Here is a 14,862-nt window from a genome sequence, read left to right as displayed (position 1 = left end):
CGCTCAGACGTTCCCCTCGACCTCGGCAAGTCGCGCCGCTTCCAGGTCGGTCAACTCGCCCAGCGCGAGGAGTTGTTCCGGCGTGATGCCCTCCGGTATCGGCACCGGCGCGGGCGTGCGCAGCGGCGGCTCCCAGCCCCGCTCCGCGCACCACGTCCGCACGACCCGGGCGGGCGCCCCGGCCACCACCGCGTGGTCGGGCACCTCACCCCGCACCACCGCCCCGGCGGCCACCACGACGTTGCGGCCGATCCGGGCCCCGGGCAGGATCACCGCGCCCGTGCCGATCCAGCAGCCGGGCCCGATCTCGACCGGCTCCATCCGCGGCCACTGCTTGCCGATCGGCGTATGGGGGTCGTCGTAGGAATGGTTCGTCGAGGTCACGTACACATACGGACCGAAGTAGCAGTCGTCGCCGATGGTCACCGTCGTGTCCGCGATGACATGGCTGCCGCGGCCGAGCACCACCCCGTCGCCGATGCGCAGGATCGGGTCCGGGCCGAGGTCGAGGTCGGGCATCAACCCCGCGGTCAGCGTGACCTGTTCGCCGACGATGCAGTGCGCGCCGAGCCGGATCCAGGGCGCCCCGAAGACCGTGCCCTGCGGGAAGGCGAGGCGCGTGCCCTCGCCGATCGCGCCGAACCGCAGCCGTCCGGGCCGCCGCGCGGTGACGGCGCCGGTGCGCTGCACCCAGTCCCACCCGGCGTGGACGGCGCGCTGCGCCACGCCGCGCCGCCAGGCGGCCAGCGATGAGAACACGTTCTTGTTCCTGGGCACCCGCTCACGTTACTCAGCCGGGCGCGCGCCGAGCACACCGGCGCCCTGTGATCTTCACCCCACGCGGCGGCGGGCGCGCCGCCGTCCCGTACGGTTCGCTCAGGCGCGACACGGGCACGACGACGCGATGACGCCACGGCGGCACGGGGACGTACGGGAGAGAGGGAGCGAGCCGATGAGCCAGCAGGCACTCGTCATGGGCTTGGCCGGCAAGGAGCCGAAGGTCGACCAGGAGGCCTTCACGGCCCCCACGTCGGTGGTGATCGGCGAGGTCACGCTGAGCGCGGGCGCGAGCACCTGGTACGGCGCGGTGCTGCGCGCCGACTGCGGGCCCATCGAGATCGGGGCCGACAGCAACATCCAGGACAACTGCACCCTGCACGTCGACCCGGGCTTCCCGATGTCCATCGGCGAGCGCGTCTCGGTCGGCCACAACGCGGTCCTGCACGGCTGCACCGTCGAGGACGACTGCCTGATCGGCATGGGCGCCACGGTCCTCAACGGCGCGGTGATCGGCGCCGGTTCCCTCGTCGCCGCGCAGGCGCTGGTGCCGCAGGGGATGCGGGTGCCGCCCGGCTCGCTGGTCGCGGGCGTCCCCGCGAAGGTCAAGCGCGAGCTGACCGAGGAGGAGCGCGCGGGCATCTCCCTCAACGGCACGCTGTACGTGGAGCTGGCCAAGGCCCACCGCGAGGCGAACGCGGCCCGCGAGGGCCAGGGCCGGTCCGAGGGCTGAGAGGCACCCGGCAACCCTGCCGCCCGCCCGGACCAGGAGCGGTCCGGGCGGGCGGTGGGTGCGTCAGCCGTCAGCCGTCCTGCTTGACGCAGGTCAGGTCCTTGCCCGGCAGCTTGCCGGTGGCCAGGTAGGTGTTGACCTCCGTGTCCACGCAGTCGTTGCCGTAGAAGCCGTAGACCCCGTGCCGGTTGGCGCCCTTCATGGTGATGAGCTTGGAGCTGGGCAGCAGGCCGCGCAGGGCCACGGTGCCCTCGTAGGTGGCGCGCGGGTCACCGGTCGCGCCCACGAGCAGGGCCGGGGCGTCGTGCCTGACCTGGGTGGGCTCCTCTCGGGGGCGGTCCCAGAAGGCGCACGGGGTGATGTTGTTGGTCAGCGGTCCCATGACCGGGTGCGCGGCGCGGCTGCGCTGGATGTCGCGCCAGTGGCGCTCCGGGTCGCGCGGAGCCGCCTTGTCTCCGCACAGGACGGCCGTCTGCACGCTGCCGTAGTGCGAGTCCTTGCCGGTGAGGTAGAACCGCAGGGCCGCGGTGAACTCCGGTGAGAGCCGGGTCGGTTGCCCCTTGGCCGCCTTGACGAGGACGGCCACCTGCTCGCCGAAGTCCGCCCTTGCCTCGTCGGTGTCGTCGGCGATGCCCATGACGAGCAGCGTCGGCACAGTGGTGTCGTCGAGCCGGAAGGTGTCGGGGGCGGTGCCGACGGTCAGCCCGCGCGCGGACGCCTCGACGGTGCGCTCGACGGCGGCGAGCACCTGGGCGCGGGTGCGGCCCAGGCCGTACGTGTCGTGCCGCTTCGCCGCCCATGCCGCCCAGTCGGACAGCGCCCGGTCGTTCTCGGGCTCGGCGCCGCGCAGCAGGCGGGGGTTGTAGCGGCGCGGGTCGATCGCCCCGTCGAGGACGACGCGGTCGTAGCGGCCGGGGAACATCTGGGTGTAGACGGTGCCGAGGTAGGTGCCGTACGAGTAGCCAAGGAAGGAGATCTTCCGCTCGCCGAGGGCGCCTCGGATGACGTCCATGTCGCGGGCGGTGTCGCGCGTGTTCACGAACGGCAGCACCGACTTGTTCGTGGCGCGGCACTTGGCGGCCAGGTCCTTGTGCAGGGCGACCTGCCGGTCGAAGCCCGCGCGGCCGGCCCCGGCGGAGAAGACGGCGCTGGAGACGGGCCACTTGCAGTCCAAGGGGTTGCTGCGGCCGACGAAGCGCGGGTCGACGCCGATGATGTCGTAGCGCGCGGCGACGTCCTTCATCGCCTTGTGGATGTCCGGTGCGTCGCCGAGCGAGGGGCCTCCGGGGCCACCGCCGTTCAGGAGCAGGGGGCCGACGCGGTGGCGGGTGTCGGTGGCCTTGATCCGCGATATGGCGATGTTCATCGTCCGGCCGCCGGGGTCGGAGTAGTCGATGGGCACGGTGACGTCGGCGCAGCGCGCGCCCGCCTTCGCCAGGGCGTGGCCCGTCTCGTCGTCCGGCCCGAGGACGCAGCTGCGCCAGTCGAGGCGCTGGTCGTGGAAGCGGCCGAGCCCGGCGCCGGGAGCCGCGCCGCGTTCCGTCGCGGAGGGCGGGGCCGCCGAGGCCAGGGCGGGGGTGGCGGTGAAGCAGGCGGCGAGGGCGAGGCCCACGGCCGAGGTGCGGCGCACGGCGGCGCTGGTGCTTGTCACCGGTTCTCCTTGAGGTGCGGGGTGCGGTCGGGAGGACACAGGGCGCTGTCGACGACGGCAAGGAAGTCCTTGTCGGCCTGGTCGGTGGCGGGCACCTGGTTGAGGGCGAGGGAGACGGCGCGGCCGCCGGGTCCGATCGCGCCGAGGGCGCGGTGCCCGCCGGGAACCGTGCCGCCGTGACCCCACCAGCGCCCGCCGCACGCGAGCGGCGAGGAGATCAGACCGAGGCCGTACCGGGCGCCGGGCCAGAGCCGGTCCGGGTCGGCGGGGACGGTGCGCTTCATCTCGGCGAGCCAGCGGGCGGGCAGCAGCTTCCCGCCGAACAGCGCGCCGAAGAAGCGGTTGACGTCGGCCGGCGTCGAGACCAGGGCCCCGCCGGCGCCGCCGAAGGTCATGTTCCACTCGGTGCCGTCGACCCTGGAGGGCGGTGTGCCGCCCCGCTCGCCGTCGGAAGCGGGGAAGTAACTGCGGGAGTGCGGGCCCCGGATGCGCGTGGCGTCGCCCGGCCAGTAGGTGTCCCGCAGGCCGAGCTCGCGGATGACGCGGCGGTTCACCTCCGTCTCGACGCGGTGTCCGGTGACCTTCTCGACGACGAGCCCGGCGACGACGGTGTTGGTCGTCGCGTAGTGCCACTTCTTGGCCGGGCGCGGCATCGTCAGGGCGGTGGCGATCTGTTCGCGGGGCTCGAAGTGCCGGAAGCGCCACTCCTCCACGGGCCGCTCGGCGAGGGCCTCGACGTAGTCGGGAAGTCCACTGGTGTGCTGGAGGAGCTGACGCACGGTGATCTTCCGGCCGTCGTAGCCGTTGCCCCGGATCAGACCCGGCAGATAGCGCTCCACGGGCGCGTCGAGGCCGATCCGGCCCTCCGCGGCGAGTTGGACGACGACGGTGGCGGTGAACGTCTTGCTGACGCTCCCGATCCGCAGCCGGTCCCCCGCGTCCATCCGGCGGCCGCTGTCCAGGTCGGCGACGCCCCGTGCGACGGACCAGCGCCCGCAGCGCCGGTCGACCACTTCCGCGGCGACGCCGGGGATGCCGTGGCGGTCGACGAGGGGGCCCAGGGAGCCCTTGACCGCGCCGCGCGCCGCGTCACAGCCAGGCGGTGGGGCGGGCGTCGGGGCCGCCGGACGGGGCCCGGTGGCGGGGCGGGCCGCCGCGTCCGCCACGGGGACGAGCAGCGTCAACGCCGCCGTCACCACGGCCACCGCGGTCGCCCGCCCAGTTCGACGGCGCCCGGCTAAGGACGCTCTTTTCTCGGTGTTCTCTCCACATGTCATGTCAATCGACGCTAGGGATCCGGAACCCCGCGCTCACTGGAGCCTGCCCCCGGAAGGAGACGGGGGCAGACCCCCCGGATCCCGAGGAAGAGCAGGCCACACCCCCTGGCAGGGATCGTGGGCGGACCTGGGCGGCGACGGGCGCGCGGAGTCACGGGCGGAGCCCTCGGCGGTCGGGGGCGCCGGGCGCACATGCGCGTACCCGCTCGCGCGCGACGCACGAGCGGGTACGAAAGGAGCGGGTACGAAAGGCGTGTGCGAGGCCCGTCCACGGCGGACCCGGCGCGGCTCAGCCGCCGGCGGAACCCCGAGTGGCCGCGAGCGCCGCCTCGCCCTCGGCGGCGGCACCGTCGGCACCGGCGTCCGTCCCGGTGGCCGCGTCGGCCCCCGCCTGCGCGGGCACCTCCGCCCCGGCCAGCGCCGCGTGCTCCTCCGCCGCCTTCTTGGCCCGCCGCTTCACCAGGAGCATCGAGCCGATGCCGATGAGGACGGCGATGCCGAGGCCGACGTACGAGAAGCGCTTGAGCCAGTCCTCGGCGACCACGCCGATGTAGTAGATGACGGCGGTGGTGCCGCCCGCCCACACGATGCCGCCGAGAACGTTGGCGATGGCGAACTTCCAGTACGGCATGCGCAGCACACCGGCGAGCGGTCCGGCGAAGATCCGCAGGAGCGCGACGAAGCGGCCGAAGAAGACCGCCCACATGCCCCACTTCTGGAAGGACCGCTCGGCGCTGCCGACGTTCGCCTCGCTGAAGTGCTTGGGGAACTTCCGCCCCAGCCAGGCGAGGAGTGGTCGGCCGCCCTTGCGTCCGATGGCGTAGCCGATGGAGTCGCCGATCACCGCGCCCGCGACGGCGCAGGCGCCGAGGATCACCGGGTTCACCTCGCCGTGCTGCGACGAGAGGAGGGCCGCGGAGACGAGGACGATCTCGCCGGGCAACGGGATGCCCAGTGACTCCAGGCCGATCACGAGGCCCACGAGCAGGTAGACACTGACGGCCGGTACGTTCTCCAGCCACTCCTGGACGTGCAACCCCGGTTCCTTCCGCTGCGCTGGTGACTCCCCCGGCGTGCGCGTCCTTGTCGATCACGCACGACGGGGAAGCCTACCTGTTCAGCGGGGTGCGGCCGCGTCCCACAGAGCGCAGTGGTGTGCTCGGTGCACAGCCGTGTCGATCATGGTCCCGCCCGCGGATCCGGTGCGCAGCGAGAGGGTCGCACCGGGGTGAGTCCGCTGGTCGGGGGCGGGCGGGGCGCCGTCCGCGCGGGGCACTCCGGAGTGGATGAAGGAGCCCCAGTACGCGGTCATCTGCCGGGCCAGGGCGCGCTGTTCGGCGTTCAGGGGCGAGGGCAGGCCGAAGTGTTGGAACAGATATTGCACTTCGTTTACGTGCGTCGCACCGAAGGCGAAGTCCGTGTCACGGTCGCGCAGGCTGGCGAAGGGCGGCGAGGTGCGGTCCGCGAACTCGTAGGCGTAGACGGGGCCGCGCCCCGCCAGGGAGCGGTCGAGCCGCAGGGCCGGGCAGGCGAACAGCTGGTCGCCGATGGTCGCGGCGAGGGCGTGCGTGGGCGAGGCGTACCGCGCGAGCGGGTAGCGGCGCGCCACCCGCTCCGCGAGCCCGGCGCCGTACGTCTCCTCCAGGACGGCCGGGTACCGCTCGGCGGTGAGTGGTCTGCCCCGCCCGTCGAACTGCGCGAACGCAAAGAGCGTGCCCTCGTCCGTGTTGGCGCCGTTCAGCACCGGCACCTTCGCCGCACTGCCCCGCTCGAACGCCCGAACGGGCTGTACGGGCAGGAAGCGCCCGCCGACGACCGGCCCCCAGTCGAACGCCGCCTGCGCCGCGAGGAGGTCCTTCGCGGGCTTGCGCCGCAGACACCGAAGGGCGGTCGCCGGGTCCCCGCAGCCCGCCTTCCTCGCGAACACGGCGCCGCCCCCGGCCGCCTGCCGCCGCGTGCGGCCCGCGCAGTCGTCGTACGCGCCGCTCTCGATGACGGCCGCGCGGAACAGACCGCGGCCGGTCGGCGAGGCGAGGTGGGTGCAGACGGAGCGCCCGCCCGCGGACTCGCCCGCGGCGGTCACACGGCGCGGGTCGCCGCCGAACCGCCCGATGTTGGCGCGCACCCAGCGCAGCGCGGCCTGCTGGTCGAGCAGCCCGTAGTTGCCGGACACCCCGTCGGACGCCTCGCCGTCGAGCGCGGGCGAGGCGAGGAAACCCAGGGCACCCAGGCGGTAGTTGACGGTGACGACGACGGTGCCCGTGGTGCGGGCGAAGCGCTCCGGCACGACGTCCTCGCCGGCGCCCGCGGTGAGCCCGCCGCCGTGCAGCCAGACGAGGACGGGCCGCCTCCCGTCGACCGGGCGCGCGGGTCCGCCGCCCTTCCCGCCCCCTGAGGGCGCGTACACGTTCAGAGCGAGACAGTCCTCCGTGTGGCTGGGCTTCTCGTACCCCGGGTCCCAACTGGCCGTCTGGACACAGCGGTTGCCGTAGCCCGTGGCCGCGCGCACACCGTGCCAGGGGTCGACCGGGCGCGGCTCCTTCCAGCGCAGCTCGCCCACGGGCTGCCGCGCGTACGGAATCCCCAGGAACCGCCGCCCCTCGTCCGTGACCTGCCCGCGCACCCAGCCCGCGTCGGTCCGCACCACCGCGGACCCGCCCCGGCCCGCACTGCCGGACCCGTCCCGCACGCCCTGCCCGCCCGGCGCCGCCCGCCCGGCAGGAGCCGTCTCCCCGACCTGCGCGGCAGAGGCCACCTGCCCGGCCTGCCCGGCCTGCCCCACCTGCCCGGCCCGCGCCGCCTCCGGCGCGAGCCCCACCGCCCCGGCCACCATCAGCACACCGACGGCCACCCCTGATCGCCAACCGCTCCTCACACCCGCACCGCCTTCACATCGATGACGCCGGAAGGGTCAACTCCTGTGCACGGAAGCTCGCATGCGCCAGCCCAGGATGCCGAGCCGGGCGCCATCCCCGCCATCTGACGCACCGTCGGATCCTCTCGGTGCGGCGCAAAAGCTACGACCGGTGGTGACTCGTGTCAATGACCCGAACGAGGACAGGTCGTCAGCCTTCCCTCACCGTCCGGTACCGGCGCACTCGTCGCTGTCGCCCCCGCTGCGGCACCCCACCTGCCCCTGCCAGGTGGACACCGGCTCGGGCCGCTCCCGCTCCCGCGTCCGCTCCGGGTACGCCGGACCGCAGAGCACCCCCGCGGCGATCAGCGCCGCCATGAACCCCTGGCTCCACGCGGTCGCCACGGCTCGCTTCCGGAACGCGACGACGGCGGCCAGGACGGCGAAGAGCCCGACCACCCCGGCGGCCATGAGGTAGCCGTCGAGGCGGTCGGGCTCCACTTCGGTACCGCCCGCAGGGAAGAAGGAGACTCCCGACAGGAGCCACGCCCCGAACACCACGAAAAGGACGGCCCCTTCGAGCAGGAAGAGGCCGACGGCGGTGGTGATGTCGGCACGCCGGTCGGCGCCGGTGTCGTTGGAGGCGTCGAAGGCGGGCGGCGCGCTCGGCAGGCTCATGCCACCCATGCTCGGCGCCGGGCCTTGCCCGCGCCTGAGTACGCATACTCAGTGGCCCGACAACCCTTCAGCGGCCCCTCTGCCGGAAGAGACCGCCGAGCCGTGCGCTCAGGTCTACTTCGGGCCGTTGGGACGCAGCGTCCACACGACCGTCATCTCGCCGGTCACGGCACCGTCCTCGCGCGTGATGGCGATGGCGACCGGGAACTCCGGACGCTGCCCCGCGTCCAGCTCGGCGACCACGTCGGCGACCGGACGGCCGAGCGTGGCGGTGGCCGTGACCGTCCCCATCGCGAGCTTCTTGTACGCGATGTCGGCGCGCACGGCGAGCGGCACGGCCCGCGAGAGGTGGGCGCCGAAGGCGGCGAGCACGATGGCGCCGCTCGCGGACTCGCCCAGCGTGAACATGGCTCCGGCGTGCGGTCCGCCCACGTGGTTGTGGTACTCGCTCTGGTCCGGAAGGACGACCACGGCCCGCTCGGGCGTGGTCTCGCCGAACTGGAGGTTCAGGGTCTTGGCCATCGGCACGGTGGCGGCGAGCATCTCGCCGATCGACATCTGGTCTGCGCTCATGCAGGGGATGTTACCCACGAGTAGCCTCCCTTGGCCAGAGATCCCCCGGCAGGACATGGGGACGCCGCAGCACCCCGCCCCGCCTCGAACCACCGGGCACCGCCGCCCTCCTCCGCGCCCAATCCCCCAGCATCCGGGGCACTCTCGGCAACAGCGAGGGCACTCGCGGCCGCCGCCACCCCGCACCCGTATCGTGATCCGCCATGAGCCCGCAGGACCAGAACCCGTACCAGCAGCCCGGGTACCAGCAGCCGAACCCCTACCAGCAGCCGGGATACCAGCAGCCGCAGCAGCCGCAGCCCGGTTACCCACAGCCCGGCGCCTACCAGCAGCCCGCCGCCGAGCCGCAGGGGCAGTGGACCGGCACCCCGACGCATCCGGGCGCGCCGCAGCCGTCTGGCGCGGGCGGGAGCGGGAACGGTGGCGGCGGGAACAGGACCAAGGTCATCGCGATCGTCGCGGCGGCCGCAGTGGTCGTGGCCGCGGGTGTCACCGGCTTCCTGTTGCTGAGCGATGACAGCGACAAGTCCGACAAGGAAGGCAATGCCCGCTCCTCGGAGAAGGCGGGCGACAAGTCGTCCCCGCCGTCGGACGGCGACGACAGCGGTCGGGGCACGGACGACGGCGTACCGAAGGCGACCGTTCCGGGCTGGAGCGTCGTCGTGAACCCCAAGTGGGGCACCGCCTTCGACGTACCACCCGACTGGCAGGTGATGGGTCCGGGCCGGGCCATCAACATGGAGGACCACAAGACGGGCGAGCCGGTGGCGACGATGGGCTCGCCCGCCGTCCTCAAGCCCAAGTGGTGCACCTCCGACGAGGACAAGGACGGCCGGTCCGAGGACACCGAGCTGGCCGCGGCCGGCACCAAGGGCGGGCGCGGCGGCAAGAACACCGACGAGGTCGCGGTCAACACCGTCGGCTGGTGGATCTACGGCGGGTACACGCAGCCGGACAAGAAGACCATGACGTACGACGAGAAGGCGAAGCCGTACACCACCAAGTCCGGGATCAAGGGCAGCATCGCGTGGGGCAAGTCGACGAACACGCCGCAGCGCGGCAAGTGCGCCTCGGACGGCAAGGCGATCACGTTCGGCTTCAAGAACTCCGAGGGCGAGTTCGTGTCCTGGAGCCTGTACGGTGCCCGCGGCGTCAAGGAGGAGATCCCGGACGCGACGATCATGAAGATCCTCGCGACGGTGCGGCTGCACGGCAAACCGACGGGCTGACGCACTGATCTCACACCCATCAGTACTACTTCTTCACCACTTCGTCACCGCTTCGTCCGCCCCCGGCTCCGGTGCCGGTCCGGCAGTCGACCGGGCGTGGCACCCGGGGCCCCGGCCCATCTATGGTTACTGGCCATGTGGCCAGAACAGCAGCCGCCCGGGGGCGAGCAGAACCCGCAGGACCAGGGTGCCAACCCGTACCAGCAGCCCGGGTACCAGCAGCCCAATCCGTATCAGCAGCCCGGATACCAGCAACAGCCCGGGCCCCAGCAGCCCAATCCCTACCAGCAGCCGACCGCCGGACAGCCCCCCGTGGGCCAGCCCGGCCAGCCGCAGTGGGGCGCGCCGACGTTCCCGATGGGGACGCCCCAGGCGGGCGGGCCCGACCCGAGCGGCGGTGGGAGCGGCGGCGGCAACAGGACGAAGGTCACGGCCATCGTCGCGGCGATCGCCGTGGTGGCGGCCGCGGGTGTGACCGGCTTCCTGGTCCTCGGCGGTGACGGCGACGACGACAAGTCGGAGAAGGCGGCCCCCAAGCCGTCCAAGTCGGCCCCCAAGAAGCCGAGCCCCACGGCGTCGGACGACGACAACCCGCGCGGCACGGACGGCGACCCGAAGCCGACCATCCCCGGCTGGCAGGTCGTGGTGAACCCCAAGTGGGGCACCGCCTTCGACGTGCCGGCGGACTGGACGATCAAGTCGCCGGACACCTTCATCGGTTTCGAGGACCGCAAGAAGGGCGACGGCAGCGCGCTGATCATCATGTCCGCGCCCGCGATCTACAAAGAGAAGTGGTGCTCGTCCGACGACGACAAGGACGGGAACAAGGACGACACGTCCCTCGCGGTCGTCGGCACCAAGGGCCAGAACGGCGCCAAGAACACCAAGGACGTCTCCCGCAACGACTCGGCGTGGTGGGTCTTCGGCGGTTACACCGGCCAGAAGAAGTCCGACAAGAAGAAAATCAAGATCGGCAAGGTCGAGTCGTACACCACGAAGTCCGGCATCACGGGCAGCGTGACGACGTCCACGACGGTCGGCGCCGACAAGTCGGACAAGTGCGACTCGGACGGCAAGGCGACGACGTTCGCGTTCAAGAACGCGTCGGGCGACTACGTGGCGTGGTCCATGTACGGCGCCAAGGGCGTGAAGGAGGAGGTCTCCGACGCCCAGGTGAAGAAGATCCTCTCGACGGTGCGGCTGGCGGGCGACCCCGAGGACGCCTCCTGAGCCCGGCTCCCCGTCGCGCTGAGTTCTGCCCCTGAACCGATTCTCCGGCCGCCCTCGCGGCGGCCGGAGAATCGGTTTGTCATGTCGGTGGTCGGCCGGGGATAGTCCCGTGGTGACCTCACCCACCGCCTCCCGCCGCCCCTCGTGGGCCGGTCGCAACTACACGCTCCTCACCGCCGCCGCGATCATCACGAATCTCGGTGGCCACGGCGCGCTCATCGCGGCGGCGTTCGCCGTCCTCGACGCCGGGGGCGACAGCGGCGACGTGGGGCTGGTCGCCGCGGCGCGCACGCTGCCGCTCGTGCTGTTCCTGCTCATCGGCGGCGCGGTGGCCGACCGGCTGCCCCGGCATCACGTCATGGTCGCCGCCAACACCCTCAACTGCGTCTCCCAGGCCGCTTTCGCCGTCGTCGTGCTCGCCGGTGACCCGCAGCTGTGGCAGATGATGCTGCTCACCGCGCTCGGCGGCACCGGCCAGGCGTTCTTCGGGCCCGCGTCCGAGGGCATGCTCCTGTCGTCCGTCACCGGCGAGCAGGCCGGCCGCGCCTTCGCGCTGTACCGGATGGCCATGCAGGGCGCGGGCCTCGGCGGCGCGGCGCTCGGCGGCCTGCTGGTCGCGGTGATCGGGCCGGGCTGGGTGCTCGCCGTGGACGCGGTGGCGTTCGCCGCGGCGGGCGCGCTGCGCGCGTTCCTCGACGTCGGCCACATCCCTCGGCGCGCCCCCGGCGGCGGGCTCGTCTCCGATCTGCGGGACGGCTGGCGGGAGTTCGTCGGGCGGCCCTGGCTGTGGTCGATCGTGGCGCAGTTCTCGGTGGTGGTCGCGGTCGTCGGCGCGGCCGAGTCCGTGTTCGGGCCGCTGGTCGCCGAGGACGAGCTGGGCGGCGCGGGGCCCTGGGGGCTCGCGCTCGGGGCGTTCGGCGCGGGCACGGTCGGCGGGGCGCTCCTGATGATGCGCTGGAAGCCGCGGCGGCTGCTGCTCGCCGGTACGTTGTGCGTCTTCCCGCTGGCCGCGCCGTCCGCGGCGCTCGCGGTGCCGCTGCCGGTGGCCGGGCTCGCGACGGTGATGTTCGTGAGCGGTGTCGCCATCGAGGTGTTCGGCGTCTCGTGGATGACGGCCATGCACCAGGAGATCCCGGAGGAGAAGCTGTCGCGCGTCGCGGCGTACGACTGGTTCGGCTCCGTGGCGATGGTGCCGCTGGCGACGGCGCTCGCGGGCCCCGCCGAGCAGACCTTCGGCCGGTCGGCCTCCCTGTGGGGGTGCGCGGTCCTCGTGGTCGTGGTGACGGCGGCGGTGCTGCTCGTTCCGGACGTGCGGAACCTGACGCGGCGTACGAAGGCGGTGGTGGCCGCGCAGGCCGCCGGGGCGGCGGCTTTGGACCCCGTGCCGTCGGAGAAGCCGTCCGCCTGAGCCGAGGCCCAGGACCGGGCCGGGGCGGCGGCCGGCCCTCGGCGGCGGCGCCCCGGCGCTCCGCTCAGCCGACGCTGAACGCCCCGTCCGGCGGCTGCGGCGAGGCCTCGGCGTCCGCGTCCCGTACGACCCGTGCGTCCCCGATGAAGCTCCGCAGCGCATCCCCGTGCACGACCCGGGCGGGGAACGCGTCCGCGGCGGTGCGCCGGACGAGGGCGTCCACGTCGACCGGTGCGTGGGAGGCGAGCAGCACGGCGTTGCCGAACCGGCGGCCGCGCAGCACGGCCGGCTCGGCGATCAGCGCCAGCTCCTCGAAGACCGTCGCGAAGGTGGCCAGTTGGGAGCGGAGGAAGGCGAAGGGCGCGCCGTCGGCGAGGTTCGCGGCGTAGCAGCCGTCCGCGCGCAGGACGCGGCGCACGGCACGGGCGTATGTGTCCGACGTGAGGTGCGCGGGCACCCGGGAGCCGCCGAAGGCGTCGCCCACGAGGATGTCGGCGCTGGCCGCGGGCGCGGCCTCCAGCCAGGCGCGGGCGTCCGCGCCGTGCGTGGTGATCCCGGAGCCCGGGGGCAGCGGCAGCTCCTCGACGACGAGTTCGAGCAGCCCCCGGTCCGCGTCGACCACGTCCTGCCGCGAGCCCGGCCGGGTCGCTGCGACATAGCGCGGCAGCGTGAGAGCGCCCCCGCCGAGGTGCACGACGTCGAGGGGGCGGCCCGGCTCGGCGACGGTGTCGAAGACGTGCCCGAGCCTGCGGGCGTACTCGAACTCCAGGTACGTGGGCTCGTCCAGGTCGACGTAGGACTGCGGGGCCCCGTCGACGGTCAGGAGCCAGGCCCGCGCCCGGTCCACGTCGGGGAGCAGCTTCGCGGTGCCGTGGTCGACGGCGCGGGTGACGGGGACCGGCTCGGCTTCCTGCGCCTCGGAGGGCTCGCCCCCTTCCGCCTCGGGGGGCGCGGCGGGCGACGCCTCGGGGCGCGCCGCGGGTATCGCCCCGGCGGGCGCTTCGGGTATCGCCTCGGGTCCGGATCGCTCGGCGGGCTCGTTCACCGCTCCATTGTGCCCGCATCCGTCCCTCTTTCCATGCCCTCGGCAGGGGTTGGGCCCGCTCCCTGACCGGAAGCGGACCCAACCCCCTCAGCTGACGGGACGGAGTCAGCCGACCTCCGTGACCGTGCCCGCCCCCACGGTCCGCCCGCCCTCGCGGATCGCGAAGCCGAGCCCCGGCTCCAGGGGGATCTCGCGGCCCAGCTCGACGGTCATCGTGACCGTGTCGCCGGGCCGGGCGACGGCCGCCTCACCGAGGTCGATGTCGCCGACCACGTCCGCGGTGCGGATGTAGAACTGCGGTCGGTAGCCCGTGGCCACCGGGGTGCTGCGGCCGCCCTCGCGGGTGGACAGGACGTACACCTGCGCGGTGAAGCGGCGGCTCGGACTGAGGCTGCCGGGGGCCGCGACCACATGGCCGCGGCGGACGCCGTCGCGTGGCATGCCGCGCAGGAGCAGCGCGACGTTGTCACCGGCCTGCGCGGAGTCCATCGGCTTGCCGAAGGTCTCCAGGCCGGTGACGACCGTCTCGGTGTCGCCGTCGCCGCCGAGCACCTGCACCCGGTCGCCGACGCGGACGGTGCCGCGCTCGACGGCTCCGGTGACGACGGTGCCCCGGCCGGTGATCGTGAGGACGTTCTCGACCGGGAGCAGGAAGGGCGCGTCGACGTACCGCTCCGGCATCGGGACGTAGGTGTCCACCGCGTCGAGCAGCGCCTCGATCGACGCCGTCCAACGCGGCTCCCCCGCCAGGGCCTTGAGCCCGGAGACCCGCACCACGGGCACTGTGTCCCCGCTGTACCCGCCGTACCCGTGCGCGGACAACAGCTCGCGGACCTCGAGCTCCACGAGGTCGGTCAGCTCGGGGTCGCCCGCGTCAGCCTTGTTCAGGGCCACGACGATGTGGTCGACGCCGACCTGCCGGGCGAGCAGCACGTGCTCCGCGGTCTGCGGCATGATGCCGTCGAGCGCGGACACGACGAGGATCGCGCCGTCGAGCTGGGCTGCGCCCGTGACCATGTTCTTCACGTAGTCGGCGTGGCCGGGCATGTCGACGTGGGCGTAGTGCCGGGTGTCGGTCTCGTACTCGACGTGCGCGATGTTGATGGTGATGCCGCGCTGCGCCTCCTCCGGCGCCCGGTCGATGCGGTCGAAGGGCACGAACGTGCCGGTGCCGCGCTCGCTGAGGACCTTGGTGATGGCGGCGGTCAGGGTGGTCTTGCCGTGGTCGACGTGGCCCATGGTGCCGATGTTGAGGTGGGGCTTGGTGCGGACGTAAGCCGTCTTGGACATGGTGGTTCCTTCTCCGGAACTCGAAAGGTGTGGTCCGCGGCACGGACGGCCTGCGGACGGGGACCCCCGGGGGCCTGGCCGACCCTCCCCCTGCGGGGTCCGCCGGAATGTCCGGGG

General features: G+C 73.3%; 13 protein-coding genes. 4 read left to right on the top strand and 9 right to left on the bottom strand.

Annotated features, from left to right (window positions below):
* Positions 1–3: 3 nt before the first annotated feature.
* On the bottom strand, positions 4–777 hold the full coding sequence (locus tag ACFVHO_RS33600; protein ID WP_385723115.1) for an acyltransferase: 774 nt from the start codon (positions 775–777) through the stop codon (positions 4–6).
* Positions 778–952: 175 nt separating this feature from the next.
* Between ACFVHO_RS33600 and ACFVHO_RS33595 the strand changes: the two genes are divergently transcribed.
* Entirely contained in the window at positions 953–1,510 is a 558-nt protein-coding gene (locus ACFVHO_RS33595) for a gamma carbonic anhydrase family protein (RefSeq protein WP_385723112.1), read from the top strand.
* A 70-nt stretch (positions 1,511–1,580) separates the two neighbouring features.
* Here the strand turns inward: ACFVHO_RS33595 and ACFVHO_RS33590 are convergent, their stop codons facing one another.
* The 6 genes from ACFVHO_RS33590 to ACFVHO_RS33565 all read right to left on the bottom strand — a co-directional run bounded on the left by ACFVHO_RS33590 (position 1,581) and on the right by ACFVHO_RS33565 (position 8,528).
* Positions 1,581–3,161, bottom strand: coding sequence for an alpha/beta hydrolase (locus ACFVHO_RS33590; protein WP_385723108.1), 1,581 nt, complete (start codon positions 3,159–3,161; stop codon positions 1,581–1,583).
* Positions 3,158–4,366 (bottom strand): serine hydrolase domain-containing protein, encoded by a 1,209-nt coding sequence (locus ACFVHO_RS33585; RefSeq protein WP_385723105.1) that lies wholly within the window; start codon positions 4,364–4,366, stop codon positions 3,158–3,160. Before ACFVHO_RS33585 ends, ACFVHO_RS33590 begins: the two co-directional genes overlap by 4 nt.
* Positions 4,367–4,727: 361 nt before the next feature.
* Positions 4,728–5,474 (bottom strand): DedA family protein, encoded by a 747-nt coding sequence (locus tag ACFVHO_RS33580; RefSeq protein WP_385723102.1) that lies wholly within the window; start codon positions 5,472–5,474, stop codon positions 4,728–4,730.
* Positions 5,475–5,555: 81 nt separating this feature from the next.
* The gene (locus ACFVHO_RS33575) at positions 5,556–7,289 is read right to left on the bottom strand and encodes a carboxylesterase/lipase family protein (protein ID WP_385723100.1); all 1,734 of its coding nucleotides are present in this window, start codon (positions 7,287–7,289) and stop codon (positions 5,556–5,558) included.
* A gap of 225 nt (positions 7,290–7,514) precedes the next feature.
* Positions 7,515–7,970 (bottom strand): DUF6234 family protein, encoded by a 456-nt coding sequence (locus ACFVHO_RS33570; RefSeq protein ID WP_385723097.1) that lies wholly within the window; start codon positions 7,968–7,970, stop codon positions 7,515–7,517.
* 114 nt (positions 7,971–8,084) lie between these two features.
* Positions 8,085–8,528, bottom strand: coding sequence for a DUF4442 domain-containing protein (locus tag ACFVHO_RS33565; RefSeq protein WP_385723170.1), 444 nt, complete (start codon positions 8,526–8,528; stop codon positions 8,085–8,087).
* A 218-nt stretch (positions 8,529–8,746) separates the two neighbouring features.
* On the opposite strand from ACFVHO_RS33565, the gene ACFVHO_RS33560 reads away from it, so the two are divergent.
* From ACFVHO_RS33560 to ACFVHO_RS33550, 3 genes are all read left to right on the top strand, one after another.
* Positions 8,747–9,772 carry a hypothetical protein gene (locus ACFVHO_RS33560; RefSeq protein WP_385723094.1) on the top strand — a complete coding sequence of 342 codons (1,026 nt, stop codon included), beginning with the start codon at positions 8,747–8,749 and terminating at the stop codon, positions 9,770–9,772.
* A 135-nt stretch (positions 9,773–9,907) separates the two neighbouring features.
* A complete protein-coding gene (locus ACFVHO_RS33555) occupies positions 9,908–11,002 on the top strand; it encodes a hypothetical protein (protein ID WP_385723091.1) in 1,095 nt (364 codons plus the stop codon).
* A 109-nt stretch (positions 11,003–11,111) separates the two neighbouring features.
* Complete coding sequence (locus tag ACFVHO_RS33550; RefSeq protein ID WP_385723088.1) at positions 11,112–12,410, top strand: MFS transporter; 1,299 nt, start codon at positions 11,112–11,114, stop codon at positions 12,408–12,410.
* A 64-nt stretch (positions 12,411–12,474) separates the two neighbouring features.
* Here the strand turns inward: ACFVHO_RS33550 and ACFVHO_RS33545 are convergent, their stop codons facing one another.
* The gene (locus ACFVHO_RS33545; RefSeq protein ID WP_385723167.1) at positions 12,475–13,269 is read right to left on the bottom strand and encodes a spermidine synthase; all 795 of its coding nucleotides are present in this window, start codon (positions 13,267–13,269) and stop codon (positions 12,475–12,477) included.
* A gap of 291 nt (positions 13,270–13,560) precedes the next feature.
* Entirely contained in the window at positions 13,561–14,745 is a 1,185-nt protein-coding gene (tuf, locus tag ACFVHO_RS33540) for an elongation factor Tu (protein ID WP_385723086.1), read from the bottom strand.
* Positions 14,746–14,862: the final 117 nt, after the last annotated feature.

This window comes from Streptomyces sp. NPDC127108, from assembly GCF_042677545.1.
Taxonomy (GTDB): Bacteria; Actinomycetota; Actinomycetes; order Streptomycetales; family Streptomycetaceae; genus Streptomyces.
Note: the sequence above shows the minus strand (reverse complement) of the source record. Positions and strands in the feature narration are given on the sequence as shown.

What these genes read in the sequence shown, in the direction of transcription:
- tuf (WP_385723086.1), bottom strand. Translation starts at nt 14,745, where the DNA reads ATGTCCAAGACGGCTTACGTCCGCACCAAGCCCCACCTCAACATCGGC.
- ACFVHO_RS33560 (WP_385723094.1), top strand. Translation starts at nt 8,747, where the DNA reads ATGAGCCCGCAGGACCAGAACCCGTACCAGCAGCCCGGGTACCAGCAG.
- ACFVHO_RS33555 (WP_385723091.1), top strand. Translation starts at nt 9,908, where the DNA reads ATGTGGCCAGAACAGCAGCCGCCCGGGGGCGAGCAGAACCCGCAGGAC.
- ACFVHO_RS33565 (WP_385723170.1), bottom strand. Translation starts at nt 8,528, where the DNA reads ATGTCGATCGGCGAGATGCTCGCCGCCACCGTGCCGATGGCCAAGACC.
- ACFVHO_RS33595 (WP_385723112.1), top strand. Translation starts at nt 953, where the DNA reads ATGAGCCAGCAGGCACTCGTCATGGGCTTGGCCGGCAAGGAGCCGAAG.
- ACFVHO_RS33570 (WP_385723097.1), bottom strand. Translation starts at nt 7,970, where the DNA reads ATGAGCCTGCCGAGCGCGCCGCCCGCCTTCGACGCCTCCAACGACACC.